General features: G+C 40.5%; 29 protein-coding genes. 16 read left to right on the top strand and 13 right to left on the bottom strand.

Annotated features, from left to right (window positions below):
- The 4 genes from OFN91_RS06475 to ribH are packed head-to-tail and all read right to left on the bottom strand — an operon-like array spanning window position 1 to window position 2,283.
- A complete protein-coding gene (locus OFN91_RS06475) occupies window positions 1–741 on the bottom strand; it encodes a DUF3108 domain-containing protein (protein ID WP_270873672.1) in 741 nt (246 codons plus the stop codon).
- Complete coding sequence (pyrF, locus tag OFN91_RS06470; RefSeq protein WP_270873671.1) at window positions 738–1,424, bottom strand: orotidine-5'-phosphate decarboxylase; 687 nt, start codon at window positions 1,422–1,424, stop codon at window positions 738–740. The genes OFN91_RS06475 and pyrF overlap by 4 nt, the downstream gene beginning before the upstream one ends.
- Window positions 1,421–1,810 carry a transcription antitermination factor NusB gene (nusB, locus tag OFN91_RS06465; RefSeq protein WP_270866664.1) on the bottom strand — a complete coding sequence of 130 codons (390 nt, stop codon included), beginning with the start codon at window positions 1,808–1,810 and terminating at the stop codon, window positions 1,421–1,423. Before nusB ends, pyrF begins: the two co-directional genes overlap by 4 nt.
- 2 nt (window positions 1,811–1,812) lie before the next feature.
- Window positions 1,813–2,283, bottom strand: coding sequence for a 6,7-dimethyl-8-ribityllumazine synthase (gene ribH / locus OFN91_RS06460; RefSeq protein WP_270865282.1), 471 nt, complete (start codon window positions 2,281–2,283; stop codon window positions 1,813–1,815).
- Between the two features lie 151 nt (window positions 2,284–2,434).
- Here ribH and sodB point away from each other — a divergent pair, with 151 nt between their 5' ends.
- A complete protein-coding gene (gene sodB, locus OFN91_RS06455) occupies window positions 2,435–3,058 on the top strand; it encodes a superoxide dismutase [Fe] (protein ID WP_270873670.1) in 624 nt (207 codons plus the stop codon).
- 32 nt (window positions 3,059–3,090) lie between these two features.
- Here the strand turns inward: sodB and OFN91_RS06450 are convergent, their stop codons facing one another.
- On the bottom strand, window positions 3,091–3,717 hold the full coding sequence (locus OFN91_RS06450; RefSeq protein WP_270873669.1) for a phosphoribosylanthranilate isomerase: 627 nt from the start codon (window positions 3,715–3,717) through the stop codon (window positions 3,091–3,093).
- A 2-nt stretch (window positions 3,718–3,719) separates the two neighbouring features.
- Window positions 3,720–4,817, bottom strand: coding sequence for a DNA adenine methylase (locus tag OFN91_RS06445; protein ID WP_270873668.1), 1,098 nt, complete (start codon window positions 4,815–4,817; stop codon window positions 3,720–3,722).
- Between the two features lie 130 nt (window positions 4,818–4,947).
- Here OFN91_RS06445 and OFN91_RS06440 point away from each other — a divergent pair, with 130 nt between their 5' ends.
- Window positions 4,948–6,363, top strand: coding sequence for an HsdM family class I SAM-dependent methyltransferase (locus tag OFN91_RS06440; protein ID WP_270873667.1), 1,416 nt, complete (start codon window positions 4,948–4,950; stop codon window positions 6,361–6,363).
- Window positions 6,364–6,372: 9 nt separating this feature from the next.
- Window positions 6,373–7,119 carry a hypothetical protein gene (locus tag OFN91_RS06435; protein WP_270873666.1) on the top strand — a complete coding sequence of 249 codons (747 nt, stop codon included), beginning with the start codon at window positions 6,373–6,375 and terminating at the stop codon, window positions 7,117–7,119.
- Window positions 7,120–7,180: 61 nt separating this feature from the next.
- On the opposite strand, the gene trpD is transcribed toward OFN91_RS06435, so the two are convergent.
- Together trpD and OFN91_RS06425 are read right to left on the bottom strand one after the other, a co-directional pair.
- Entirely contained in the window at window positions 7,181–8,782 is a 1,602-nt protein-coding gene (gene trpD, locus OFN91_RS06430; RefSeq protein ID WP_270873665.1) for an anthranilate phosphoribosyltransferase, read from the bottom strand.
- Entirely contained in the window at window positions 8,779–10,041 is a 1,263-nt protein-coding gene (locus OFN91_RS06425) for an anthranilate synthase component I family protein (RefSeq protein ID WP_270873664.1), read from the bottom strand. The genes trpD and OFN91_RS06425 overlap by 4 nt, the downstream gene beginning before the upstream one ends.
- A 70-nt stretch (window positions 10,042–10,111) precedes the next feature.
- Here OFN91_RS06425 and OFN91_RS06420 point away from each other — a divergent pair, with 70 nt between their 5' ends.
- Window positions 10,112–10,864, top strand: coding sequence for a YaaA family protein (locus OFN91_RS06420; protein WP_270873663.1), 753 nt, complete (start codon window positions 10,112–10,114; stop codon window positions 10,862–10,864).
- Window positions 10,865–10,873: 9 nt separating this feature from the next.
- Window positions 10,874–11,626, top strand: coding sequence for a sulfite exporter TauE/SafE family protein (locus OFN91_RS06415; protein WP_270873662.1), 753 nt, complete (start codon window positions 10,874–10,876; stop codon window positions 11,624–11,626).
- Between the two features lie 461 nt (window positions 11,627–12,087).
- On the opposite strand, the gene OFN91_RS06410 is transcribed toward OFN91_RS06415, so the two are convergent.
- From OFN91_RS06410 to OFN91_RS06400, 3 genes are all read right to left on the bottom strand, one after another.
- Window positions 12,088–13,452 (bottom strand): sodium-dependent transporter, encoded by a 1,365-nt coding sequence (locus OFN91_RS06410; protein ID WP_270873661.1) that lies wholly within the window; start codon window positions 13,450–13,452, stop codon window positions 12,088–12,090.
- Between the two features lie 135 nt (window positions 13,453–13,587).
- Window positions 13,588–13,800: a 30S ribosomal protein S21 gene (gene rpsU, locus OFN91_RS06405; protein WP_270858142.1), complete on the bottom strand. Its 213-nt coding sequence runs from the start codon at window positions 13,798–13,800 to the stop codon at window positions 13,588–13,590.
- A 65-nt stretch (window positions 13,801–13,865) separates the two neighbouring features.
- The gene (locus OFN91_RS06400; protein ID WP_270873660.1) at window positions 13,866–14,399 is read right to left on the bottom strand and encodes a hypothetical protein; all 534 of its coding nucleotides are present in this window, start codon (window positions 14,397–14,399) and stop codon (window positions 13,866–13,868) included.
- Window positions 14,400–14,559: 160 nt separating this feature from the next.
- Between OFN91_RS06400 and OFN91_RS06395 the strand changes: the two genes are divergently transcribed.
- The 7 genes from OFN91_RS06395 (at window position 14,560) to OFN91_RS06365 (ending at window position 21,857) form a co-directional block, all read left to right on the top strand.
- Window positions 14,560–16,659 (top strand): ribonucleoside triphosphate reductase, encoded by a 2,100-nt coding sequence (locus OFN91_RS06395; RefSeq protein WP_270862615.1) that lies wholly within the window; start codon window positions 14,560–14,562, stop codon window positions 16,657–16,659.
- Window positions 16,660–16,694: 35 nt separating this feature from the next.
- Window positions 16,695–16,859, top strand: a complete 165-nt coding sequence (gene nrdD, locus OFN91_RS06390) for an anaerobic ribonucleoside-triphosphate reductase (RefSeq protein ID WP_270858139.1) — start codon at window positions 16,695–16,697, stop codon at window positions 16,857–16,859.
- Between the two features lie 57 nt (window positions 16,860–16,916).
- Window positions 16,917–17,597: an anaerobic ribonucleoside-triphosphate reductase activating protein gene (locus OFN91_RS06385; RefSeq protein WP_270873659.1), complete on the top strand. Its 681-nt coding sequence runs from the start codon at window positions 16,917–16,919 to the stop codon at window positions 17,595–17,597.
- A gap of 49 nt (window positions 17,598–17,646) precedes the next feature.
- Window positions 17,647–18,669 carry a ribonucleotide-diphosphate reductase subunit beta gene (locus OFN91_RS06380; RefSeq protein WP_270873658.1) on the top strand — a complete coding sequence of 341 codons (1,023 nt, stop codon included), beginning with the start codon at window positions 17,647–17,649 and terminating at the stop codon, window positions 18,667–18,669.
- Window positions 18,670–18,801: 132 nt separating this feature from the next.
- Entirely contained in the window at window positions 18,802–19,437 is a 636-nt protein-coding gene (locus tag OFN91_RS06375; RefSeq protein WP_270858136.1) for a protein-L-isoaspartate(D-aspartate) O-methyltransferase, read from the top strand.
- A 68-nt stretch (window positions 19,438–19,505) separates the two neighbouring features.
- The gene (locus OFN91_RS06370; RefSeq protein ID WP_270873657.1) at window positions 19,506–21,305 is read left to right on the top strand and encodes a hypothetical protein; all 1,800 of its coding nucleotides are present in this window, start codon (window positions 19,506–19,508) and stop codon (window positions 21,303–21,305) included.
- 66 nt (window positions 21,306–21,371) lie between these two features.
- Window positions 21,372–21,857: a DUF2628 domain-containing protein gene (locus OFN91_RS06365; RefSeq protein WP_270873656.1), complete on the top strand. Its 486-nt coding sequence runs from the start codon at window positions 21,372–21,374 to the stop codon at window positions 21,855–21,857.
- A gap of 35 nt (window positions 21,858–21,892) precedes the next feature.
- On the opposite strand, the gene OFN91_RS06360 is transcribed toward OFN91_RS06365, so the two are convergent.
- On the bottom strand, window positions 21,893–22,345 hold the full coding sequence (locus OFN91_RS06360) for a molybdopterin synthase catalytic subunit (protein WP_270873655.1): 453 nt from the start codon (window positions 22,343–22,345) through the stop codon (window positions 21,893–21,895).
- Window position 22,346: 1 nt separating this feature from the next.
- Window positions 22,347–22,568 carry a MoaD/ThiS family protein gene (locus OFN91_RS06355; protein WP_270858133.1) on the bottom strand — a complete coding sequence of 74 codons (222 nt, stop codon included), beginning with the start codon at window positions 22,566–22,568 and terminating at the stop codon, window positions 22,347–22,349.
- Between the two features lie 86 nt (window positions 22,569–22,654).
- Between OFN91_RS06355 and nspC the strand changes: the two genes are divergently transcribed.
- The 4 genes from nspC to selD all read left to right on the top strand — a co-directional run bounded on the left by nspC (window position 22,655) and on the right by selD (window position 26,517).
- Entirely contained in the window at window positions 22,655–23,812 is a 1,158-nt protein-coding gene (gene nspC / locus OFN91_RS06350; protein WP_270873654.1) for a carboxynorspermidine decarboxylase, read from the top strand.
- A 68-nt stretch (window positions 23,813–23,880) separates the two neighbouring features.
- Complete coding sequence (locus OFN91_RS06345) at window positions 23,881–24,834, top strand: formate dehydrogenase subunit gamma (RefSeq protein ID WP_270873653.1); 954 nt, start codon at window positions 23,881–23,883, stop codon at window positions 24,832–24,834.
- 64 nt (window positions 24,835–24,898) lie between these two features.
- Complete coding sequence (yedF, locus tag OFN91_RS06340) at window positions 24,899–25,495, top strand: sulfurtransferase-like selenium metabolism protein YedF (protein ID WP_270873652.1); 597 nt, start codon at window positions 24,899–24,901, stop codon at window positions 25,493–25,495.
- On the top strand, window positions 25,492–26,517 hold the full coding sequence (gene selD / locus OFN91_RS06335; RefSeq protein WP_270873651.1) for a selenide, water dikinase SelD: 1,026 nt from the start codon (window positions 25,492–25,494) through the stop codon (window positions 26,515–26,517). Before yedF ends, selD begins: the two co-directional genes overlap by 4 nt.
- The last annotated feature ends 137 nt before the right edge of the window (window positions 26,518–26,654 follow it).

Raw genomic sequence — 26,654 nt, 5'->3', positions numbered from 1 at the left:
CTAAAATTTGGCCTCAGTTAGCTTAGCATGGATATCGCCGAAAAACAAAACATCTTTTAAAATCACTTTTTCTGCGATTTCTTGGCGATTTAGCGAGAGGTAGAGTTCGCCCTTTTTGCTAGAAAAAATCTTTTGATTTATAAAAACGATAAATGGGTTCGAGCTCGTCTGCAAGGCGTTTTGGATAGCTTTGGCGTGTTTGCCACGCGGGATTTGCACATCTATGCGCCCGGTTTCGTTTTTGGCTCCGGCTGCGGTTAGGAAAAACATATCGCCTTTGTGCGGAATTTTGCCGAAATTAAAAAACACGCTTAGCAGGTCATTTGTCGCAAAATACGGCAAAATTTTGTCGCTACTAGGACGCAAATCGCCGTTTTCGCCCTTAAATTTCTGCTCTCTAATGCGTTTGTTGTTGTAATCAAATGTGAAAATTTGGCGCGTGTTTATGGTTTTTTTGCCTTTTTTGCGCTCGACTTCGTGGCGGTAAAATTTGGGTTTTAAAATCTCGCCCACAACGCTTCCTTTGGAGTAAAATTTCTCCCTTCTATCCCCGCTTAGCGAGCCAGCAATCCCATAAGCCCTCGCATTTAGCGTGATTTCGTAGGTTTTGGCGGTTTTGACTAATTTAGCATCAGCATGCCCTACGACGCCAAAAACGCCGTAAGAAATATCGTAGTGCGCCTCGATAGTCTCGCCAAATACTGCGCCGAAAAAGAAAAAAAGAAATGCTAAAACTCTCATAAGCTAGCCAAAATTTGATTTACGATTTGTTCTGGATTTTGCGCTTGATAAATCGGGCGACCAACCACGATAAAATCGGCGTTTGCGCTTTTAGCGTCGTTTAAATTTGCCACGCGCGCTTGATCGTTTGCACTCTCGCCAAAAGGTCGCACGCCGGGGCAAAGTGTGATAAATTTATCGCTTGTGGCATTTTTAATCGCGCTTGATTCAAAAACCGAGCAGACCATGCCATCTAGCCCGCACTCATGCGCAAAACGCGAAAATTTCACCACGCTTGGCGCAATTTCATCGTTGTAAATTTCGCTAAATTCGCTCTCGTTAAAGCTTGTCAATGCCGATACGCCAAGCACGAGCGGGCGGGAATTTAGTGCGCCTAAGCGGTTCATAACCTCGCTCATAGCCCGCTTTCCAGCACTTGCGTGCAGGTTTATCATATCTACGCCAAGACCTGCGACGACCTGCGCGGCGTCAGCCATGGTGTTTGGAATATCGTAAAATTTAAGATCTAAGAAAATTTTAAAATTTGCGATTTTTTTGAGTTCTTCGATAAATTTTGCCCCGTCTCGCAGATACGAGCGCAGGCCGACTTTGAGCCAAATTTGATCCCCAAATTGCGCTAAATTCGCACTCAAAGCTAAATTTTGCTCTTTGCTAGCCATGTCTAAGGCTACGCAAAGCTTCATTTTACGACCTTAATAGCGTCTAAAACGCCATTTATTAGCTTCGAGGACGCGCCAAGCTCCTTGGCTGCGGTTACGGCTTCGTTTATGATGATACCAGCGTCTGTATCACTGAAACGCAACTCATACGCGCCAAGTCGCAAAATAGCGCGCTCAACCGCTGAAATTTCATGCAGTTTAAATTCCTTCAAATACTCGTTTAAAAGCGCGTCAATCGTCTCTGTATTATCGCGCACGCTGTGAAGCAGGCCTAGCGTCCAGTTTCTCTGCTCGTTTCTAATCTTTTTTTCTTCTAAATACTCGTTTTCAAACTCAGGCTTTTCTTCGTTCATATCTTTTGCGTAAAGTAGCGAAATCACCGCTAATCGCGCTTGGTGTCTTGTCGCCATGATTACGCCTTTATTTCGCGAAATAAGCTTAGCATTTCGATTACGCCTGTCATCGCTTCGAAGCCCTTATTGCCGGCTTTTGAGCCTGCGCGCTCGATCGCTTGCTCGATAGTATCTGTGGTGAGCACGCCAAAGGTAACTGGCGCGCCGTGGCGAAGCATGGTGTTTGCGATACCCTTGCTGACCTCTGCGCTGACATAGTCAAAATGCGGTGTGCTACCTCTGATGACTGCGCCCACGCAGACGACGGCGTCGTATTTTTTCGATAAAAGTGCCTTTTCTAGGGCGAGCGGGATTTCAAATGCGCCAGGGACTAGCATTAGGCTTAAATTTTCCTCTTTGCCGCCATGTCGCAAAAATGCGTCGTGAGCGCCTTCGACTAGGCGATCTGTGATGATGTGGTTAAATCTGGCGTTGATGATTAGGATTTTTTCATCGCCGTTTAGGGTCAAATTTCCTTCGATAATGTTCATTTTATATCCTTTAAATTTCAAAATTCGCTAAGTTTAGCCAAATTAGGCAAAATTTTTAATAAATTTATAAATTTCAATTAAAGGATAAAATTTATCTTTTGTTTAAGAGAGTTTTTGTATCATAGGGGATAATTTTTTTAAAGGAGAGAATATGTTTAAACTTAGAAATTTACCTTTCGAGGCAGAAAAAAACGCCGTAGTAAGCGCAAAAACCTGTGAGTATCACCACGGCAAACACCACGCAACTTATGTGGCAAATTTGAATAAAATGACCGAAAGTGGCGAGTTTGCGGGCAAGGGGCTTTATGATATCGTAATGAACGCTACTGGCGGGGTTTTTAACAACGCGGCGCAGGTGTATAACCACGACTTTTATTGGGATTGTATCGCAAAAGTTAGCGAGCCAAGCGAGGCGCTTAAAACCGCTTTGGCTGAAAATTTCGCTGATTTTAAAGCTGAGTTTATCGCGGCAGCGACGGCTCACTTTGGCTCTGGCTGGGTGTGGCTAGTGTGCGATCCATCTACTAAAAAGCTTTCGATTGTCGCTACGAAAAACGCCGACACACCTGCGCGCGACGGGCTTGTGCCGCTTCTAGTAGTCGATGTGTGGGAGCACGCATACTATATCGATGTTTGCAACGCGCGCCCAGCGTATTTGGAGAAATTTTATGCTGGAATCAACTGGGAGTTTGTATCAAGTGCCTACGAGTGGGCTCTGAAAGAGGGTATGGGCTCGGTGAAATTCTACATAGATGAGCTTCACGGCAACGACTGATTTTGATTTCGCTTCTTATTTTGCGCGTGGATTTACTGCGCGCAAAACTTTAAAATTTCCATTATTTTTGCTGGGTTTTTTATGCCATTTTCGTTTTCTACTTTGCTATTGATATCGAGGCAAAATGGCTTTATTTTTAGGGCGTTTGCGAGGTTTTGCACGCCGATACCGCCTGCTAGGATAAATGAAATTCGCAGATTTTTTAGCATTTCCCACTCAAAACTCTCGCCGTTTCCACCCATTTTTTCGCCCTTGTAATCAAACAAAATTTTATCATAATTTAGATTTTTTAGGCTTGGAATTTCATTTTTTACGCGCACTACCTGCCACGCTTCTACGCCCAAATTTGCAAGATTTTGCTTTAAATTTAGCGAAATTTCTTTATAAATTTGCGCCACGCTTAAATTTGCAAATTTGCAAATTTCTAAAATTTCATCATCGCCCGTATCGGTAAAAACGCCGACGCTTTTGCGACCAAATTCACGCACCAAATTTGAAATTTCTTTTGCTAATTCGGGCGTTACTTTTCGCGGACTTTTGGCAAAAATTAAACCCAAAAAATCCACTCTAACGCCGTTAAAATCGCACTCTAAAACGCTTTTTGCTTCGGCTAAATTTTTAATCCCGCAAATTTTGATTTTTGGTTTTATGGCGCCCATTTTCACGCCTTTTTGACGATATAAAGATACTCTGTTACATGCAAATTTCGGTTTCGCAAGTTCCTAGAAGCACGATACGCAGGGTATTTTATCTCGATTTTTTCTACTTCGCCGATGAGAGCAAGATTTTTTAAAAACTCATCTTCGCTGATGAAGCCTTCTGAATTGAACGAGATTATCAAATATTTTGCCCTAAATTCAGCCAAAAGCGTGAAAAATTCATCTGCGGCACGAGATTTTTTGTTGTAGTTTGAGCGGTTCCAGCCGTTTGGGATACCGCTAACTTCGCTTAAATCCCCTAAATTTGGTGCTTTAAAATCAGCGATTAAATTTAGCATAAAATAATTCGAGCCGTAAGGGTGCTGGTTGTAAGGCGGGTCAAAATACGCTATATCGACACTTGGAGCGAGTTTGCTAAACTCGTAAGCATCGCTTTGGAAAACCTGAAAATCGCTTGTGAAATTTGAAAAAACCGGAAACGGCAAACTTATCTCGCCCAAAATGCGAGATAGCGCGTTTTCGCCACTACCGCCGAATTTCCCAACGCCGTTTTTGTCCTTGTAAAAGCCCTTAAAAACGCCGCCCGTGTTTGAGTGAATACTGGCTTCGCTTAACAGCGGAGCGATGAAGTATTTTTGAAACTCACTTGGAATTTGGCTGATTGCAGTGCGCAAACCACCCAAAATAAGGGCGTTTTGGCGTGAGTAAAAAACCCTTTCGCCTTTTTTGATTTTTTCATCATCTTTTGGGGCGTAAAGTTCGCTGATAAAGCTCTCGCAAGGCTTAAAATTCGCTAAAATTTCGGCATGAAATTTAGCTAAATTTGCTCTTAACTGGGGTGTTAAATTCTCCAAATAACACGAATTTATGATGAAAGAATACTTTTCCAAATCATTTGCCAAAACCAAATTTGAGTGAGCTTTGGCAAATCTCGCCACCACGCCACTGCCGCTGAAAACATCGGCAAAAGCGATTTTTTCAGCACCCAAATTTGCCTTAATGTCCGTTATAACGCCATTTATCGCCCCCAAAAGTGAGCGTTTGTTTCCTAAATAGCTAATAAGTTGTTCGCCTAGATAGCTTTCGTTTTCTTTTTGCATTTAATAAACTCATTTCTATATTAAAATCGTATTATACACGCAAATCGCTTAAATATAAAGATTTTTACAGACTATTTAAGGTATAATTAAAGTCTATTTTATAGTTGCAAAGTAATTAAAGTGAGCCTTTATGAAACAAATTGAAAAATCTACCGGACAAATATACACGCCAGAATTTATAGTAAGAAATATATTAGATTTGTGTAATTATTACGGCAAAGATATTTTAAAAAAGCATATTATAGATAATAGTTGCGGACAAGGTGCTTTTTTATGTGAAATAGTTCTTAGATATTGCAACGAAGCGATAAAAAATCAAACAAATACAAAAAAAATAAAAGATGACTTGGAACAATATATTCACGGTATCGAAATAGACAACAATAACTATAAATTTTGTATCTGTAACCTTGATAATATAGTGGAAAAATTCGGTATATCAAATGTCAAATGGGACATAGTCTGTGCCGATACCTTGCAAATAGAAAAATTTGATAATAAAATGGATTTTGTTGTCGGCAACCCGCCTTATGTCAGAATACATAATTTAAATAACTCAAATGAAATCAAAGAATTTAAATTTGCAAAAAAAGGTATGACGGATTTATTTATCGTATTTTACGAAATTGGTATTAAAATGCTAAATAATAACGGGATATTGGGCTATATTACCCCAAGCTCTATTTTTAATAGCTCAGCTGGTGTGGAAATTCGCAGTTTTTTAGCTTCAAACAAACTAATATCAAAAGTAGTTGATTTAAAGCATTTTCAGGCTTTTAATGCTACGACTTATACAGCCATAATGATTTTGGATAAAAAAAATCAAAACGAAAAAATAGAATATTATGAATATGATGAAAAAAAATTGCAACCAAAATTTGTAGATAATATCACATTGCAAGACTGCTATTTATCTGAAAATTTTTATTTTTCAAAAAAAGAAAAATTGAAAAATTTCAAACAAATTTTATCAAATAAAAAACAGAGTGATATTAGTATAAAAAATGGCTATGCAACGCTATGCGATAGCGTATTTATTTTCGATAGTCCTAAATTTGATAAATTTATAATACCAGTTATCAAGGCTTCAAAAGGCATTATGCAGTATATTTTTTATCCGTATAATAAAAAAGGAAAACTTATATCAGAACAAGAACTTTCATCAGATAATAAGATATATCGATATTTATCCGAACAAAAAGAGAGATTGTTAAAAAGAGCAAACGAAAAAAAGAGTGAAAATTTTTGGTTTGCTTTTGGGCGTAGCCAAGCGATAAATGATACTTACAAAGATAAATTAACCATAAATTCGTTGATACGAAATAAAAACGATATAAAATTTACTTTTGCACCTAGCGGATATGGTGTATATGGCGGACTTTATATAACCAGCGAAAAAATAAATTTTGATGATATTCAAAACACGCTATCAAGTAATGATTTTATAAATTTTGTGGAATTGCTTGGGAAATATAAAAGTGGCGGTTATTATACTTTTTCATCAAAAGATGTAAAAGTTTATTTGGATTACAAATTTGCAAATTAGGAGTTTTAGGTGAATAATGTGGAATTTTTGGAAATTATAAAAAATTCTTTTAAAATTTTTTTAAATTTAGAAAGTGAAAAGTTTGGGAAAGGTTCTAGGAGTAATGAAAAATTAAAACCATTACATGGGCAAATAGCAAAAGATTTGCAAGAATATTTGGGCAAAACTTTCAAAATAAAATCTCTCGGATATGGCAATGGAAAAGAGAGTAAAATATTTGGTAGATATTATGAAAAAACCGTTGATATTTCAATAACAAAAAATAAAAAAGATGTGGCAAGTTATGGTATAAAATTTGTAATGCAAAATTATTCTCAAAATAGCAATAATTACTTTGAAAATATGCTTGGTGAAACAGCAAACATAAGGACAAATAAAATTCCATATTTTCAAATTTTTATTATTTTTGAGAAAGTTCCGCATTATGATGATAAGAAAGCCTTTAAAAACTATGATATTATTTCACAACATAATTTAGACAAATATATAAAACTATCGCAAGATAATGCCGATATTTATTTTCATACGCCAAATAAAATGCTTTTTGTTGTCGTAAAATTAAAAGAAAAAGAAGAAAATTATAAATTCAAAGATAAAAATGAGTATATCGAATTTTACAAAAGTATAATTAATGATAAAAATTTAATGCAATATAGCAATAAAATATCAGATAATTTTGATAATGGTATAATTTTAAATGATTACGAAAATTTCTTAGAAAGAACTTGTTCACTGATTACTGGAAGTTTAAAATAGTGTATAAAATTCTCGGATTTTATAAATTTAATCCGAGAATTTAAATTTATTTTTTGGAAATTTACCCAAAATTCTTAATATAATTTTGATAAAATCCCCACACCTTGCCACTATCAATGGCGTTTTCGATTATTTCTTTGGCCTCGGTTGGGCTTTTGGCAAAGTCAGCCGCATACAAAGCAAACATCGCATTTAGCACGACTATATCGCGTTTAGGTCCTTTTAACTCGCCTTTAATCGTGCTTTTAAAAATTTCAGCATTAAATTTGCTATCTCCGCCCTCGATATCGGTGTGAAAGGCGCGATTAAAGCCAAATTGCTCAGGCGTGATTTTATACTCGATGATTTTCTCGCCCCGCACTTCATGCACGAGCGTCTCGTCGCACAGCGTGATCTCGTCCATGCCGTCCATGCCATGCACGACTAGGGCGTGCTTTCGACCTAGTTTTTGCAGAGTTTGTGCTATTAGCTCATTTACTTCTTCGTGGTAGTTGCCTACGACTTGGTTCGAAAGGGTCAAATTTGGATTTAGCAAAGGTCCTAAAATATTAAAGAAAGTGCCGATTTTAAGGCGAGTTCGCGCTTCTTTGACTTCGGCTGTAACCTTGTGAAAAAACGGCGCATGGAAAAACGCCAAATTTGTCTTATCCATAAGCGCTATAAGTTCGCCCAAATCGCTATTTAACGGCACTCCCAAAGCTTCAAAGATATTGCTAGATCCACTCTTGCTTGATACTGCGCTGTTGCCGTGTTTGCCGACCCTGACGCCAAGAGAAGCGAGTATAAACGCGCAGGTTGTGGAGATATTTATCGTTTTTAGTGCGTCTCCGCCGGTGCCTACGATGTCTAGCATTGGCTTATCGTCGCTGTAAGTTTTGGAGTATTTCAAAACGCTTCGCACGAGCGCACTTAGGCTATCTGGGTAGAGCGATTTTTCGCTAATTAGCACGAGCAAACCAGCTAGTTGGACAATGTCATAGTCTTTTGCCATAACGGCACTAAAAATCTCTTCATAATCGCCACTTTCAAGCGGATAGCCCTTTTGTAGCTTTATCATAAACGGGGCGAAATTGCTCACTTTTTTCTCCTTGATTTGGGGTTTGTTTAAATTTACAAAATTTTCAATGATTTTTTTGCCATACTGCGTGAAATAGCTCTCAGGGTGAAACTGAATGCCGTAAATTTCGCGCTCTTTGTGCTTCATCGCCATTATGACGCCATCTTCGCTCACGGCTGAAATCTCCAAACACGGGGGCAACTCATCTACATAAAGCGAGTGATAACGCATAACTTCAAATTTGCTAGGCAAGCCTGCCAAAACGGCGTTTTCGCCCACTACGCTAATTTCGCTAGTTTTGCCGTGTTTTGGCACTTCTAGCGTTTTGATTTTCGCGCCAAAGCTTAATCCTATGGCTTGGTGCCCCAAACACACGCCAAGAATCGGAATGCCTAAATTTGCCTTTAAAATTTCTAGGCAAATTCCGCTGTCTTTTGGGTGCTTTGGACCCGGGCTTAAAATAATCTTGCTTGGCGATAAAAATTTAATCGCTTCAAGCGTGATTTCGTCATTTCGTTTGCAAACTATCTCTTCATCGGTAGTCTCTAACACATATTGATATATGTTAAATACGAAACTATCGTAGTTATCAATCATTAAAATCATTGCATTTCCTTGCAGGTTTTTTCAAAAATTTTTAGGCAAGATTTGCGTTTGTTGCAGATTTCGGCGTATTCGTTTTCAAACACACTATCAAACACCTGCCCGTATCCCGCGCCCACGAAAACATCGCTAAATTCGGGATTTTCTTTATCACGCACGAAAATCGCCGAACGAATTAAAATCGCCATTTGCAAATCGCCGTTAAAATGCCAAAAGCCAATCCCGCCGCCGTAAATACCACGCGCGTGGCTTTCAAGCTCATTTATGATTTGCATAGCGCGAATTTTTGGGCTTCCGCTAAGTGTGCCAGCAGGAAAAACCACACCCAAAACATCAAAATTATCTTTGCTTTCGTCTTTTATGCCACGCACATCGCTGACAATGTGCATAACGCTTTCAAAAAACTGCACATGGGCTAAATTTCGCACTTTCACGCTTCCTTTTTTGGCAAATTTGCCAATGTCGTTTCGCGCCAAATCAACTAGCATTTTGTGTTCGCTCATCTCTTTTTCATCGCTTAAAAGGTCGTTTTTTAGGGCTTCATCTTCGTTTGCGTCCTTGCCGCGTGGTCTAGTTCCAGCTATGGGAGCGACAAAAATTTCGTTATTTCTGATTTGAAGCACGAGTTCAGGGGAGCTTCCAGCCACCACGCCGTAAGGTGTCGGGAAAAAATACATATAGTGGCTTGGATTTTGGCGTTTTAAAATTTCATAAAACTCCAAAGGGTCTAAATTTGAGTAAATTTGCAGTGTTTGAGACGGCACGACCTGAAAAATATCGCCGCTTTTAATATACTCTTTTGCCTTATCGAAAATACGCTCGGCGTCGCTTTTTTCGGCGTTTAAATCGGTTTTGATTTTATAGAATTTTTGCGAATTTGACGCAGTATCGCTGGAATTTTCCAAATTTTCAAAATATTTTCCCTCGCCATAAAAGCTGTAAATTTTGCTTTGCTTGTCGTAGTGCAAATACGCCCTTGCGTTTGCGTAAAAATATGTCGGAAAATCGTAAAGGCGGGGTTTAATATCGCCCAAGCGTTCAAATTTATAAACTGCTTCGTAGCTTAGCACTCCAAAAAGCCCTGCAAATTCGCAAATTTGCGTGGTGTTTTGCAAAGCAAATTTGAGCTTATCAAGGTCATCACCTTGTAAATATTCGCAGTCAATGCCGATGATGATCTGCCCTCCGTCTTCGGCGAGATAGGAGTTTGGAAACCTAGATAAAATATTTTTGAAATAAAAAATCGGATCTTTTAAAAACATAAAACCTCTTTGTATTTTTTTGTAACTTAAATTATAGTAAAATGGGCTTAAATTTTGTATAAGGATTATGATGAAAGTTTTGTTTTCGCCAAGCGAGATGAAGTCGAAAATCGGTTCGGATAAAATTTTGGATTTGTCAAATTTCGAATTTTGCGATGAGAGTGGGGTGCGAGAAAACGCTGTCAAAGAGTATGCAAAATTTGTCGCAAATGCTAGTGAAGCGGAGTTGGCTAAGCTTTTTGGGCTAAAACAAATTGATGAGAGTTTGCGGGAGAGTATCTTTAAAAAAGGCTGTGTGAGCGCATTGGAGCGTTACACTGGCGTGGCGTATGAGGCGTTAGCTTACGCTAAGCTTGAAAATACTGCGCGCGAATTTTTGGGCGTTAATGTGATAATTTTTTCAAATCTTTTTGGGCCGATTTTGGGGCGCGACCAGCTCCCTGAATATAAGCTTAAACAAGGCGAGAAATTTTCTGGGCTTGATTTGCCAAAAATTTACAGAGAAAATTTTAGTGCGAAAATCGATGAAATTTTAGAGTGCGAAGTGGGGAACGGCGAGTGCGTGGTGGATCTGCGCGCTGGGTTTTATGAGAAATTTTACGAGTTAAAAGTCCCGCATCTAAGCTTTAAATTTATCAAAAATGGCAAGGTGCTCAGCCACTATGCTAAGGCGTATCGCGGGAAAGTGTTGCGCGAAATCGCACGAAATTTAGCCAAAACCGAACGCGAAATTTTAAATTTAAATTTTAGTGGTGTAAAATTAGCCGAAATCAGAGAAATTTCGCTCAAAAAAGAGATAGTTTTGGAAATTTGCGAAAACTAAGGGGAGAAAATGCTTTTCATAATACCATTTTTAGGGATTTTGGTAGGTTGTATTTCTGGGTTTTTCGGCATTGGCGGCGGCACAATCGTCGTGCCGATAATGATGGCGCTAGGATACGATATCAAAGAGGCCGTGGGGATTTCGATTTTGCAAATGCTTTTTAGCGCGATTTTTGGGTCGTATCTAAACTACAAAGCAGGAAAACTCCGCCTCGATAGTGGCGTGATTGTGGGGCTTGGCGGACTTTGTGGCGCGTCGCTTTCTGGCTTCATCGTCGCAAATGTGGCTTCAATCGTCCTAGAAATCGGACTTTTGCTGACTTTGACAATCGCGTTTTGCAGGGTTTTGATGACAAATGTCGAAAACACTACGCCCAAAGAACCAGCCAAAATTTTGCTTTTTGCTGTGGGCTTTGCAATCGGCGCAATCGCCATTAGCATGGGCGTTGGCGGGGCGATTTTTTTGACGCCGATTTTAGTGGGATTTCTGGGCGTGGATATCAAAAAAGCCGTTTCTATGGGGCTATTTTTCGTGATTTTTAGCTCGTTTAGCGGATTTTTAAGCATGGCGTATAATGGCAATGTGCAGTATTTAGAGGGCGTATTAATGGGGCTTGGCGGCCTTGTGGGCGTGTATTTTGGCACGAAGATTTCGCACAAAGTCGCTAAAAGCACGCAGAAAAAATGCCTATTGGTGATGTATGTGGTGATGTTTTTGTTAGCCCTTAAAAAGACGCTAGGAATTGATTTTGGGATTTTGTAAAATTTAGGAATTTTAAAATTTGGCGAAATTTTGCTAATGGTTTGAAATTTTAAAATTTTGCTGCCGCAAGCTCCAAAATACTGCGCCGAAATTTTTTCAAATTTCGCTTTTTGATTTTGCGTAAATTTTGCTTAATCTGTCATTGCGAGCGAGTGTAACGAGCGAAGCAATCCAGAAAAATTTAAATTTAAAATTCAACCTAAAATTTAGCATTGAACGATTTTTTAAATTTTAGGCAAAATTTTGAAATTCTCCGTAAGGGGGAGGGCGCGCTTTTTAGGAGACGCTACCCTCCCCCTTACCAACCCCACCCCTGTAAAACCTTAGAAGTGGCTAAATTTAGAGCTTCGCTCTAAATTTAGCTGATTTTATTTTTAAGGAAATGCTTCGCATTTCTCGCAATGATAAAATATGCAAAATTTTTCATTGCGAGAGCGTAGTGAATTTGTAAAATTTAGCCCCTAAAACGCGACTTTATTTATCAATGCGATACCGCACAAAACAAGCACGATCGGCACATAGATAAATTTGCCGATATAATACCAGGCGTTTGAGTATGTTTTAGCCGAGCCTGTGTTGATTTCGTCCAAAAGCTCGTCCTTGCGCAAAATCCAAAACCACGAAATCGCGCCCAAAACCGCGCCGATCGGGATTATATAGATAGATACTAGATCCATCCATGGACCCCAGTTGTGTAGATGAACTTCGTAAAATGTGGTCGCTGGGTTTGTGTCGCTTGGTGCGATTGTCTCCATATTTACGCCGATTCCGAAGCAGACCACGCACAAAATCACCAAAACCAAAGCCCTATTTAAGCTTGGAAATTTATGCAAAAGCGACTCAGTTACGGCCTCGAACATATTTTGCAAAGATGAAATTCCGCCAAAAATCACCGCCGTAAATAAAATAATCGCAAAAATTCCGCCACCTGGCATGTCTTGCAAAATTTTTGGCAGTGTTACGAAAAGCAGTCCAGGGCCCGCTGTTTGGTCCTCGCCATACGCAAAAAGCGCAGGTATCATCACCAAGGCCGCCACAAAAGCGGCGATTGTGTCGAAAAATGCGGTTTTTTTCGCCGCATCGACGATATCCTCGTCTTTGTGCAAATACGCGCCATATACGAGCATTCCTGAGCCTGTGATAGAGAGCGAAAAGAGCGCTTGTCCCATGGCTGTGATCCAGACATTGGCATCGCCCAGCTTGCTCCAATCCGCGCTAAACATAAATTTATACCCAGCCCCAGCTCCGTCTAAAAGTGCCACGCGCACCGCTAAAATGGCAAAAAGCACGAAAAATAGTGGCATCATGATTTTATTTGTGCGCTCGATACTTTTCGCGCCCAAAAATATGCTAAAAAGCGTGCCAGCAACGATGATGAAGTGAAATGGCACCACAGAATATGGCGTGAAGGCAAACGAGCCGAACCAAGTCGATGTATCCACGCTCATTAGCGAGCCATTAAGTGCCTGAAATAGGGCTTTTAGCACATAAGCAATGATGACGGCGTATCCGATAGCGATACACATCGACCCCGCTAGTGGAAGCCAGCCTAAAATTTTGCCAATGAAGCCTAAATTTCGTGATTTCCACGCAAGCTCATAAGAGCCAAGAGTGCCGGTTTTAGCCCGTCTGCCGATAGCGTATTCGGCTGAGAGTGCGACATAGGCAAAAAGTGCGATGAAAAAAATGTAAATGAGTAAAAACGCGCCACCGCCGTTGGCGCCGAGTTTATATGGGAAGCCCCAGACATTGGCCATGCCCACAGCCGAGCCGACACAGGCTAAAATAAAAGCCCAACGAGATGAAAAAATTTTATTTTTGCTCATTATGGTTTCCTTTTTGCGAAAAAATTCAGGGATTATAGCAAATTTAAAATTTAATTAATTTAAATTTTGATTAAGATTTAAAATTCGGTTAAGCGAAAATTTAAGAGAGAAATTCGGGCGAAATTCGCCCGAGAATTACAAACGAGATTCGTATCTGCGAAGTGTGTAAAGTCTTTTAAGCATTTTTTTGCGAGCCGCAATTTTTTGTTTTTTGCGGATCTCGGTCATAGGCTCGAAATACTTTCTAGCACGGACTTCGGTAACGATAAGGTTACGATCTGTCTGTTTTTTGAAGCGTCTGTAAGCTTCATCAAATGATTCGTTCGGATGTACCTTAACTCCTGGCACGCTCCTCACCACCTTTCGAAAAAAATTAAGCCGTGATTTTAGCCAAAATAAGCTTAAATTTGGCATTAAAATTTGTTTTTATAACTCCAAATTTCGCTTTTTTTCTCCGCGTCTTTTAGTGAAACCTCGAAAATACCATTTTTATCGCCACTAAATTTGACGCTAGGAAGCAGAATGAAATCTGGCGAATAAATCGAATTTGCGTGCGAGGCGTTGGATTTTTTAAGTCCGTCGTTGCTAAAAACTAGCTCATCAGAGCTAGGCGCGTCGATGACTACGACTTTACCCGAGTGTATCAGGCCAACTTTGAGTTTTTTTCTCAAAAAATCGGTGTTGAAATCGCATTTTTTTTCGCATGAAATTTCGCTAATTCCCACGATTGCGAAGCGGTTTTTTTGCTTTGAAATTTTTTTGGAAGCAAGGAGTTTTTTTGTGCTATCGCTCGCTAGCTTTTTAAGCGTAGCTTCTGAAATTTTAGCACTTTTTAAATTTTGCTCGCTACTGCTACTTTGCTCGCTAGTTGGGGACTTTTTGGCGATACAGCCACCCAAAAACATAGCTATAAAAACAGCTAAAATCGCAAATTTCAAACCCTTCATAAATTCGTCCTAAAAAATAAATTTTATCCGAAATTATACTAAGCCTTGGTTAAATTTAACTTTGTTTTTCAAACTACAAAATTCAATAAATTTTAACTATTTTTAACTATTTTTAACTATATCTTGCTATACTTTCGCGTTTCTTTTTTAGGGGGAATTAATGATAAAAATTATTAAAAGAGATGGTAGTTTTCAAGAATTCAAAGATTATAAAATAAAAGACGCTATTAAAAAAGCCTATGAGAGTGTGGGCGCAAATTTTGATGAAAAAGTCTTCGAAAATGTCCTAAAAACGATTGTTTTCAAAGATAGCCTAAGCGTCGAAGATGTCCAAGACATAATAGAAAAAAAGCTGTTTGAAAGCGGAAATTTCGATGTTTTAAAAAGCTTTATGATCTATCGCCACACGCACAAAATGCAAAGAGAGCATGTCTATGGGCTAGAAGAAGATACCACCTACATAAACTGTACCCAAACCGTCAATGAATATATCGGCAAATCAGATTGGCGAATTTTAGCCAACTCAAACACAAGCTATTCAAATGCAGGACTTATCAACAACACCGCCGGTAAGGTCATTGCAAACTACTGGCTAGACAAGGTGTATTCGCGCGAAGAAGGCGCTGCGCACAGAAACGGCGATTATCATATCCATGATTTAGACTGCCTAACCGCATACTGCGCTGGTTGGAGCCTAAGAGTGCTTTTGGACGAGGGATTTAACGGTGTGCGTGGTCGCGTAGAGAGCAAGGCTCCGAAGCATTTTAGAGAGGCGCTTCATCAAATGGCGAATTTCTTAGGAATTTTGCAAAGCGAGTGGGCGGGAGCGCAGGCGTTTTCTAGCTTTGATACCTATCTTGCCCCTTATGTTTTTAAGGATAAATTAAGCGACAAAGAGATTAAAAAGGCAATCACAAGCTTCGTTTATAACCTAAATGTCCCAGCGCGCTGGGGTCAGAGCCCATTTACAAATGTTACGATTGATATGACCTGCCCAGAGGATTTAAAGGCGCAAATCCCTACCTCAAACCAACACCACCTTTTTGAGGGAATCGATGATGAGGAACTGTTGCAAAGGGCAAAAGAGCGTGGCAAAAACTCCCTAATAGAGCTTACTTATGGCGATTTTGAGCCTGAGATGAGGCGCATTGTTATCGCATTTTACGAGGTTTTGACAGCAGGCGATAAATGCGGTCAGCCATTTACCTTCCCGATTCCTACCGTAAATATCACTCAGGATTTCGACTGGGACAGCGACGCGGCAAATGCAGTGTTTGAAAACACGGCCAAAATCGGATCAAGCTATTTTCAAAATTTCGTCGGAAGCCAGTATATCACGGACGAAAACGGCAACAAAGTCGAAAACCCCAAAGCCTACAAACCAGGCGCAGTTCGCTCGATGTGTTGCAGACTGCAACTAGATCTTAGAGAGCTTTTAAAGCGCGGTGGCGGGCTTTTTGGCAGTGCTGAGATGACTGGAAGTATCGGCGTGGTAACGATAAATTTAGCCCGCCTTGGATACCTTTACAAAGGCGATAAAGAGGCGCTTTACGCTAGGCTTGAAACGCTTTTGCAGTTAGCAAAAAGCACTTTGGAGAAAAAGCGTGTGTTTGTAAAAGAGATGTTCGAACGCGGGTTGTATCCATACACCAAGCGCTATTTGCCGGGCTTTAACAACCATTTTAGCACCATTGGCATTAACGGCGCAAACGAAATGATTAGAAATTTCACAGATGATAAAGAGGACATTACGACCAAATTTGGCCGTGAATTTGCGCTAGAATTGATCGAGTATTTGCGCCATAAAATTCGCCTTTTCCAAGAAAACACAGGAAATCTATACAACCTCGAAGCAACGCCAGCGGAAGGAACCACATATCGCTTCGCCAAAGAGGATAAAAAACGCTACCCAGATATCATACAAGCGGGCTTTGGTGAAAATATCTACTACACAAACTCTACCCAAGTCCCAGCAAGTTTTAGCGACGATCCGTTCGCGGCACTGGATATGCAAGACGAGCTACAAAGTAGCTACACAGGGGGCACGGTGCTTCATTTGTATATGAAGGAGCGCATTAGTTCAGGAACAGCGTGCAAGAAATTTATCAAAAATGTCATTAGCAATTACAAACTCCCATACATTACGATTTCGCCTGTATTTAGCGTCTGCACGAAACATGGATATATCGCAGGCGAGCACGAATACTGCCCGAAATGCGACGCTGAGTTAATGGCGGAGTATGAGAGCAAGGGTGCTTGAAATTTGAAATTTTGAAATTTAAATAAGGAGAGAAAATGGAATTCCCAAAAGAGTTAGAAAAAAAACGCACAAAATGTGTAGTTTATACCCGCGTAATGGGGTATTTGCGCCCTGTGGAGAGCTTCAATGTAGGCAAAAAGGGCGAACACAAAGAGAGAGTGTTTTTCGACGAAAATAAGGTAAAATTCGAAGAAAAATAGTCAAATTTCGCCAAATTTAGCGTGTTTAAATTTGGCGAAATTTTAAAATTCACAATTATGCAAAATTTTGAAATTTACCATATCACGCCATTTACGATGACAGATTTCCCTGAGCGGCTCTCGGCTATTGTGTGGTTTGCGGGGTGTAATATGCGATGCCGGTATTGCTACAACCCTAGCGTCGTGCGTGGCGAGGGCAAAATTAGCGAAGATGAGCTATTTGCGTTTTTGCGCTCGCGCGTGGGTAAGCTAGAAGCCGTGGTGTTTAGTGGGGGCGAATGCACCTGCGCTAGGGGATTTATGCAAATTTTGCAAAAAACGAAAAATTTGGGTTTTGAGGTCAAAATCGACACAAACGGCTCAAATCCACAAATCATACAAAACGCCGTAAATTTGGGCTTAGTCGATTTCATTTCGCTCGATTTTAAGGCGCATGAGGCTAAATTTAGCTTTATCACAAAATCAAATTTCTACGAAAATTTCCTTCAAACTTTGAAATTTTTATTATCCATAAATTTCGCCTTTGAGGTGCGCACGACCGTGCATAGCGATCTTTTAAGCGAAAGCGACATTTCGCAAATGGCGCAAATTTTGTGCGAGCAAGGATACACGGGCGAGTATTTTTTGCAAAATTTCCTTGATACTGGCGAAAATTTGGGCGATCTTGGCGCGCCAAAGCAAAATTTCGACCCCTCTAAGATAATCTCGCCTCTAAAAATCTCTCTTAGAAATTTCTAATTTGTATTTTGCTAGAATTGCGAGTTAAATTTCAAAAAAAGGCAAAATTATGGATAGAAAAAAAATCTACAACCCCTTTTCAGACGAAACTCTCACTAATCGCAAGGTCTTTAACGGCAATCCGCACGGAATACTAAATTTCACCAAGGCAAAATACCAATGGGCGCTCAAACTCTGGGACATTATGGAGGCAAACACCTGGTTTCCCAAAGAGGTCGATACGACTGATGATGTGAGGGACTATAACTTCAATCTCACAACCGCCGAAAAACGCATGTATGATTTGGTATGGAGCCAGCTAATCTCCATGGATAGCTTCCAGACAAACAATCTAGCTGATAACATAAATCCTTATATAACAGCCCCTGAAATCAACGCTGTGCTAGCTCGCCAAGCTTACGAAGAGGCAAATCACAGCAAAAGTTACGCGGTAATGGTCGAGGCGATTTGCGAAAATACTGATTTGATTTATGAAATGGAAAAACACGATGATGTTTTGCGCGAGAAAAACGCCTATATTTCGAGCGTGTATGAGGAATTAGCAGGCGAGGTTACGGACGATAAACTGCTTTTAGCCATGGTTGCAAATCAAATTTTAGAGGGCATTTATTTTTACAGCGGATTTACTTCGATTTATGCCTTGGCACGCGCTGGCAAGATGCTTGGATCTGCGCAGATGATTAGATTTATCCAACGCGATGAAATCACGCACCTATTGCTTTTCCAAAACATGATAAACTCCGTGCGCAAAGAGCGCCCTGACCTTTTCCACGAGAAAAATATCAGTAAAATTTACGAGATGTTCGAAACGGCTGGAAATTTGGAAATCAAATGGGGCAAATATATCACAGATAACCAAATCATGGGCTTTACAGACGATATCATCGAAGAATACATACACTACCTGGTCGATCAACGCCTAATGGCGATTGGGCTGGATAAAAAATACGGCGCCTCTCACCCGATAAAATGGGTCGATGATTTCTCTAAATTTAACGATCAAAAGTCAAATTTCTTCGAAAGTAAGGTTACGAATTACTCAAAAGGAAGTTTGAGTTTCGACGATTTCTAGTGAGTTTGGCGGTTGAACCCAGCCTAGCTTTTTTGCGTTGCGAACTCGGGCAGACGACTTAGTCTAGCCCTTCGTCCGCCCCGCAAAAAATCGTCGGCATTCGTAGTTCATTTTAAAATAATGGAGAAAATTTTGGATAGTTTAGAAAAACTTCGTTGCGAAAAAATGGCAGAGGAAATCGCTGATAAAATCGCGATTTCACCAGCGCTTTATGACGCATTAAAAAGCGTATCTCGTAGCGAGTTTGCCCCATTTAGCGCGCATGCGTTTAGCTTAAATGCGCAACCGATTTTGGCGTCTCAGTGGATTAGCTCTCCGCTAACTGTGGCTAGAATGAGTATGGCGCTTGACATTGATGAGAGCGTAGAAAATGTCCTAGAAATCGGCTGCGGGAGCGGGTATCAGTCTGCGATTTTGGCATATATGGTGCGTAGGGTTTTTGCCGTGGAGCGCGTGGAGAGGCTAGTGGGCGAGGCGAAAAAACACTTCGCAAATTTGGGTATTCGCAACATAAATCTCCGCCATGATGACGGCAATGTGGGCTGGCGCGAGTTTGCGCCTTATGATAGGATATTGCTCTCAGCCTGCGCGTCCAAAATTAGCGACAGGCTCTTCGCTCAGCTTAAAATCGGCGGTATTTTGGTGGCTCCCATGAGTGAGGGCGGAGCGCAATATATCATTAAATTTCATAAAATTTCGCCTAGCGAGATAAGCCAAGAAAATTTGGGTGCGTGCGAATTTGTTCCGTTAATCTCGGGCATACAATAAGTTTTATTTATTATTTATTTAAATTTAGGTATCTTGCGAGATTTTATTTATCTTAAAAGGAAAAGTCCATGCAAGATTTTACAAAAGAGCAAATTACCGCGCTTGCTAGCGATTGGAAAAATCACAGCAAAAACCAGTATTGGGTCAAAAAACACCTAGCCATTTCAAAACATTTGCAAACTTTAAAGCACAATTTAAATAGTTTCGATGATTTTGAGAGCGATTTTTTGTCGAATTTATACATAAATTTCAGCGACGGAAATTTAAGAAGCGACAAAATTTTAAGCTTCGGCGAGAAATTTCCGCATGCTGAGTATTTTTTTATGGAGCAGTTTTTTGACGCGAATATCGGTGCGTTTTATTACGATTTTGTTTTCAAAGACCGTATCGCAGCCAAAAAAGATCTTTTCCCAAAAACAGCCGCCACTAGCGTCGAGAGCGTGCTTAGCGGCGAGGATAAAGATGTCGTCTCACTCTACATTTTTATAGAAAATATAATCAAAAATTTCAATATGGCGACGCAAGAACGCCTTCAACGAAACGAATTTAAGCAAAAAATCATAAATTTTTACGACACTATGTATAGGCTATTTATCAGCATTGACGCGAATTTAGCCAGCGAATTTTTTGATATTTGCTTGCATAATCAGCCTTTTGTCGTAATTGAGTTTTTAAAAGCCACGATGAAGGCGGATAATTTTTTCTTATTAGAGCATTATTTAGGCGACGAGGGTTCGCTGAATTTAGGCGTGGGCGTGGGCGCGGACTTGGAGCAGGCTAGCTCGGAAAAACTCTACTTGCTAGCTAGTATTTTCACGCAGGCTAATGATGAGCTTCCGACATTTTTATACACAAATGAAAGCGTGAATTTGCTAAATTCGCTCTACACCATGCAAATCGAGAATTTCTCCGATTTTTACGAGGCTAGCGCGAAATTTATGAGCGAGTTCGAACCATACCCTGCCCAAGCTCCATATAACGCCAAACCGGTCTATGCTTCGCTATTTTTCGAGTATTTGCAAAATTACAAAAGCGAAGAAGTCGCCAAAAATACGATATTTTTCGGTGCAATTGGCTCAGGAAAAACTAGAAGAATTCGCGCATTAATCAAGGATAAAAAGCTTACCCCAAGCCATTTTTGCTACCTTAGCTTCCACGAGAGCTTCTCATATAGCGATTTTATCGATGGTTTTGTGGGTGATAGGCTAGTAAATGGCGAATTTAAGGCACTTTGCAAAAAGGCGCTAAAAGATCCAAAAGGCGAGTATTATTTGATAATTGATTCCATTGATAGTGGAAATTTCGATGAAATTTTTGGCGAGAGCATTGCGCTTTTGGAGCGCAGATACGACGAAAACGACCCGCTCTCTATCATCCGCACCAAAAACTCGCACTTTATCGACACCCTCGATGAGGCGGAAATGGAAAAATTCAGCGTAATCGTGAGAGAAAATAAATCCTATTTCGCCGTGCCAAAAAACCTCTTTATCATCTGCGCAGCAAATGTCAATGACACTCAAATTTCCCCGTCCAGCGCGAAAGCATTTCGCTGGATCAAATGCGAGTGCGATTATGGTGTGCTCGAAGACTTTTTAAACGACAACCATGTCGCTAACGCCAAAGCCACAGTGGCTGTGTGCCACGCGCTAAACGATTTCATGGGCAAGGAAGCGCGTTTTGGCAACGAAATCGGACATGGTATTTTCATGGGGCTAGCAAGGTATGCTAGCAACGAGCAAATCACCCAAGAGGGCTTAAACGCCTTTTTTACCGAGGTTTTGGAGCCGATTTTTAAATGCGGTTATCAAAAAATCGATATTGGTATGGCAAAACAAATTTCATCTGCAAAAGATGTGTTTAAATTTTAACTTACACTCTCGCCGAATTTATTATAAATTCGGCGAAAATTTTATCAAATTTTTAAAAGGAAATTTATGACGGATTATGCAAAAGAAGTATTTAACGACCCAAAATTACTCAGAGAAAAATTAGCATTGTATATACAAACACCAAAAAAAGTAGAACTTTATGCAAAAGATTGTGAAAATTTTTTCGTAGCAGGGAAGGGCGAAAAATTGGAATTTGCTAATGTTTTTAGCTGGTGGGGATTTTTTGGAACGATTTTCTTTTTGTTTTATAGAAAAATTTATTGGTTAGCTGGATTGATTTTTGCTTTTACAACTTTAAGCAGTATTATTTTTCCAAATTTAAATCCAAGTATAGATAGAGCGATTGGCTTGGCTATATCAGTGGTGTGTGGTATGTTTGGTAGATATTTAGTTTGTAATAGATTTTTGAAATTTTTGCAAATGCAAGATGATGAAATTCTGATAAAAAAAGGTGGTGTGAATTATTTCGCTTATGTTTTATTTGTGTTGTTTTTGTTGCTTGCGTATTGGAGTGTAGTCAATAGTAGGTAAATTTGCGTTATGTCAAAGAGTGAAATTTGCAAATTTCACCCCAAAATACCTGCGCCGCGTAGTTTTTGCGAGCGAGAAGCAGCGTAAATTCGCTCACCTTTTATCAAATCGTATTTCCAAATCGGCGCATTTGCCTTAAAATCCTCGACAAAATCGTTTATTAAAGCAAGAGCTAGCTTGCGTTGTGGGCTTAGCACGCCCGCGATATATGAGCTTTCATGCACTCTCACATCGCCTTTTGAGTGCGCGAAAAAGACCTGCGCGCCAGATTGTTGCGCCTTTGTTTGCCACGATTGAAACCACGAGCGCAAAATCGGCTCGTATATATCAAAACTAAGTCCGCTAATACCGTCTTCATCGCGCACAATTCCTACGAAAGTAATCAGCGCACCGCAGTTTGCGCCTTTGTAACGCTCATACCATGAATTTGAAATCGCAGGGATATCAAGCGCACCATCGTGCAAAGAAAAATTGCCAGCAAATTTCATCTCAACCCCCACAAACCGGTGGCAAAAGGCTGATTTTATCGCCGTCTTTAAGCGCGGTATTTAGCTCATAGACCATTTTGTCATTTACCGCCACAGCGCAGCTAGATAGCCACTCTTTTAGCGAGCTATCTTTGCTTAAAATCTCTTTTACTTCGCTTAGTGTTTTGGCGTCAAATTTCATCGGCTCTTTGCCGATTGGACCTAAAAATTCCACTTCTACCATATCTTTCCTTTGATTTAAAATTCGGCGATTTTAGCCAAAATTTTATAAAATTTTATATAATTAAAAAATTTTACAAAAGGATTTTTATGAAAATTGATGAAATTCAAACCCCAGCGTATGTGTGCGAAAAATCGAAATTGCGGGCAAATTTAGCCCTTTTGCAAAGCGTGGGCGAGCGAAGCGGGGCGGTGGTTTTGTGTGCATTAAAAGGCTTTGCATTTTCTCTTGGTATGCCACTAGTGAAAAAATATCTATCTGGGGCGACTTGTAGTGGCCTGCACGAGGCGAAATTCGCTAGGCAAATGCTTGGAGCGGGCGCGCAGGTGCATACATACTCGCCAGCTTTTAAAGAGTGCGATATGGCTGAAATTTTATCCCTTAGCGATCATGTGGTTTTCAATAGCGCCTCCCAGTGGCGAAAATACCGCGCGCAGGCGATGAGCGCTGGCGTGCAATGCGGACTTCGCCTAAATCCGCAAACTTCTTTTGCGCCCAAAGATGCTTACAATCCGTGCGGTAAATTTAGCCGCCTTGGTATGACGCTAGGGGCGTTAGAGCGCGCTATTAGCGAGGAGAGCGGGTTTTTAGAGGGCATTAGTGGGTTTCATTTTCATGCACTTTGCGAGGAGGGTGCGGAGAATTTAGAGCGTGTTTTAGAGGCGTTTGAGGCGAAATTTAGCAAATATTTTGGTGTGATTAAATGGCTAAATTTCGGTGGCGGACACCATATCACGCGCGAGGGATATAATGTCGAATTGCTAATTAGCTTAATCAAAAAATTCCGCGAAAAATACGGCGTGGAGGTGTTTTTAGAGCCGGGCGAGGCTGTGGGTTGGGAGTGCGGATATCTAGTCGCTAGTGTGCTTGATATCGTCGAAAACGACGCAAACATCGCGATTTTAGACACTTCGGCTGAGGCACACATGCCAGATACCGTGCTTATGCCATATCGCCCTACGGTGCGTGGCGAGAGCAAAGAGGGTAAATTTGTCTATCGTTTCGGTGGAAATACCTGCCTAGCTGGCGATATTGTAGGCTTGGAAGCAGGTGAGCCAGAGTATAAATTTGACACCCCGCTTAAAATCGGCGATAGGGTGATTTTCGAAGATCAAATCCACTACACGATAGTCAAAAACACGACCTTTAATGGCATAAAATTGCCAAATTTGGTAATGGTAGATGAGAGCGGAAATGTCGAGGATATGATAGAGTTTGGTTATGAGGAATTTAGGCGAAGAAACTAATAAAATTTTCTAAGCCATAATTTGGCTTAAAACGCTATAATCCATAAATTTTTGTGTCAAGGAAATATATGAAGAAGTTCTTTTGTGTGCTTTGCGCCTGTTTGGGCGCGTATGCCGAGGACCGACCATATGCACAGGTTGTGCAAACTAGTGGGAATAATGTGTGGGGGAAAGCCCGACTAGAAAACATAAATTTATACGAAGACGGACTAGCGCCACTTTTTGTGCAACTTCAAAGTTCAGGATTTTTTGCGTGGTTGGCCTTGGGGGCTAGCCTTGCGGTGATACTCTCGTTTTTGGGACATTATTTGATTGTGGGGGCGAAACACTTCGACCACCACGCTGGCAAGCCTGTGCTTGCATTTACCCTTTTTGAGCGATGTTTTCACTTCGTCGCGGCTAGTTCGTGGGTGATTTTGGTTCCAACTGGACTGATTATGATGTTTGGTGAGAGTTTTGGTGGTGGAACTTTTGTGAGGCTATGTAAAAACGCTCATGGTATTGCTACCATAGCTTTTGCAATTGCTGTAATTCCGATGTTTTTATCATGGTTTTGGCGTATGCTTCCTAGATTTTATGATATCAAATGGATGCTTATTGTAGGTGGATATTTGAGCAAAAACAAACGCACAATCCCTGCTGGCAAATTTAACGCTGGACAAAAATCGTGGTTTTGGGTCGCTACACTTGGTGGTATGGTTATGATAGCTACTGGCGCAGCTATGTATTTTCTGGATTTTAATGCCCCTGTTATAAATGGCGCAATGGGTGGCGTGAGCCAAATCGAAGTTTTGCGTGCGAGTGTAATCGTGCATAATGTGCTTGGTGCAGTTTGTGCTGTGTTTTTGTGCGTGCATATTTATATGGCTGTGTTTGCGATCAGCGGAGCGATTCACTCTATGATAGATGGACACAAACCAGAAGAGGAAGTTTATGTGCTTCATCACTACTGGTATCGCGAGCTTTTGGATAAAGGAAGCGTGGCGAAATCGCAGTTTGAGGAAAAATATCCTCGTTTATAAAATTTAAGCGAGGATTTTTCCTCGCTAGCTTTGCGTGTCAAAGATATTTTTTTAAGGATTTAATTTGCAACTAGATTGTCGAAATTTATCGTGCCCCGAGCCACTTTTGCTTACCAAAAAAGCCATAAATTCGCTAAAAATCGGCGAAAATTTGGAAATTTTGGTTAATGATATCGCGCCCAAAGAAAACATAAAACGATTTTTGCAAAAAAACGGATTTGACGCGCAAATCAGCGAAAATGGCGGTGAAGCCACGATTTCGCTTACCAAAACCGATGAGCTAAAAGATGAGAGTTTGGACGATATTTTTTGCGATACGCCAAATTTCGCTAAGCCAAAGGTGGTGTTTTTAAACGAAGAAAGTTGCGGTTCTGGCGCAGTCGGCAAGGCGCTTTTGGCTAAATTTTTGGGTGCGTTATTAAATTTAGAGCAAAAACCAGCCAAAATCATTTGCGTAAATAACGCCGTATTTATCACCACGAATCGCGCTCACCCAAGCTTTGAAGCGTTAAAAAATTTAAGCGAGGCGGGCGTGGAAATACTAAGCTGCGGAAGCTGTTTGGAAAGCTATAAATTAGTCGATAAGTTAGCTATTGGCGAAATTTCAAACGCTTATGAGATTATGGAAATTTTATCAAAATACGAAGCTATAAAACTATGATTTATCGTGATTTTAACCTTACGAAATTTATCAGCGCAGCGGGTTGAGCAGCCAAGCTGGACCCGGCGGGTCTAACGAAAAATCTTGGAAGCTTAATCACGCCCGATGCAAATTTATTATCGTCGATCGATAGCAACGAGGACGCGAGTGTATTTCGCATAAGCGAGAGCTTGGCGCTCGTGCAGACGCTCGATTTCATCACGCCGATTGTCGATGATCCATACATTTTCGGCCAAATCGCCGCGGCAAATTCGCTTAGCGACATCTTCGCAATGGGCGCAAAAGCGATAAACGCTCTAAATATCGTTGGATTTGATGATTGCCATTTTGGTGATGAAATTTTGCAAGAAATTTTAGCTGGGGGCAAGAGCAAAATCAGCGAGTGCGGTGGCGTGCTAGTGGGCGGGCACACGATAAAAACGAAAGAAATTTATTATGGATTAAGCGCTACTGGCGTGGTTGAGCCGGGGAAATTTTGGTCGAATAACACTGCGCGTGAAGGGGATTTGCTCGTGCTGACAAAATCTATTGGCACTGGTGTAATTTCGACGGCGATAAAGGCGAAATTTTTAAAATTCGCTGAATTTCGCGATGCAATCGAGAGTATGATTAGGCTAAATTCATACGCTCTGGGTGCGCTTAGTGGGCTAGAAATACACGCTGCGACCGATATCACGGGCTTTGGGCTTTTAGGACACGCGCTAGAAATGATAAATGAAAATATTAGCTTTGAAATTTCCGTGTGCGAAATTCCACTTTTTGCAAGCGTGCAAAAGTGCCTAGATGAGGGGCTGATCCCTGGCGGAAGTTATAGAAATTTGAAATTTATCGCTCCGTTTTGCGATAAAGAAGCGCAAGTGATTTTAGCCGATGCACAAACTAGTGGCGGGCTTTTGCTTGCTATAAGTGAAAAAGATGTCACTAGGGCGGTGCGAAATTTAAAAAATGCAGGATACGAAAGTGCCACTATCGTGGGTCGCGTCGTAAAACGGGCAGAAAATAAAATTTTGATTAAAGATTAAATTTTAAAATTTCAAAAATTTTTTCTAGTTTTAATCTATTTTTAAGCAACCCTTGAATATAATCCACTTTCCGTTTTTGAAATCTAACTTCTGTTATTTTCCAATGCGTGTTATTTTATTTATTATTGTCAAAAACT

It is taken from the genome of Campylobacter sp. JMF_08 NE1 (genome assembly GCF_027737875.1).
Classification (GTDB): domain Bacteria; phylum Campylobacterota; class Campylobacteria; order Campylobacterales; family Campylobacteraceae; genus Campylobacter_B.
The sequence above is the reverse complement of the archived record's forward strand: the minus strand, read 5'-3'. Positions and strand labels throughout refer to the sequence as shown.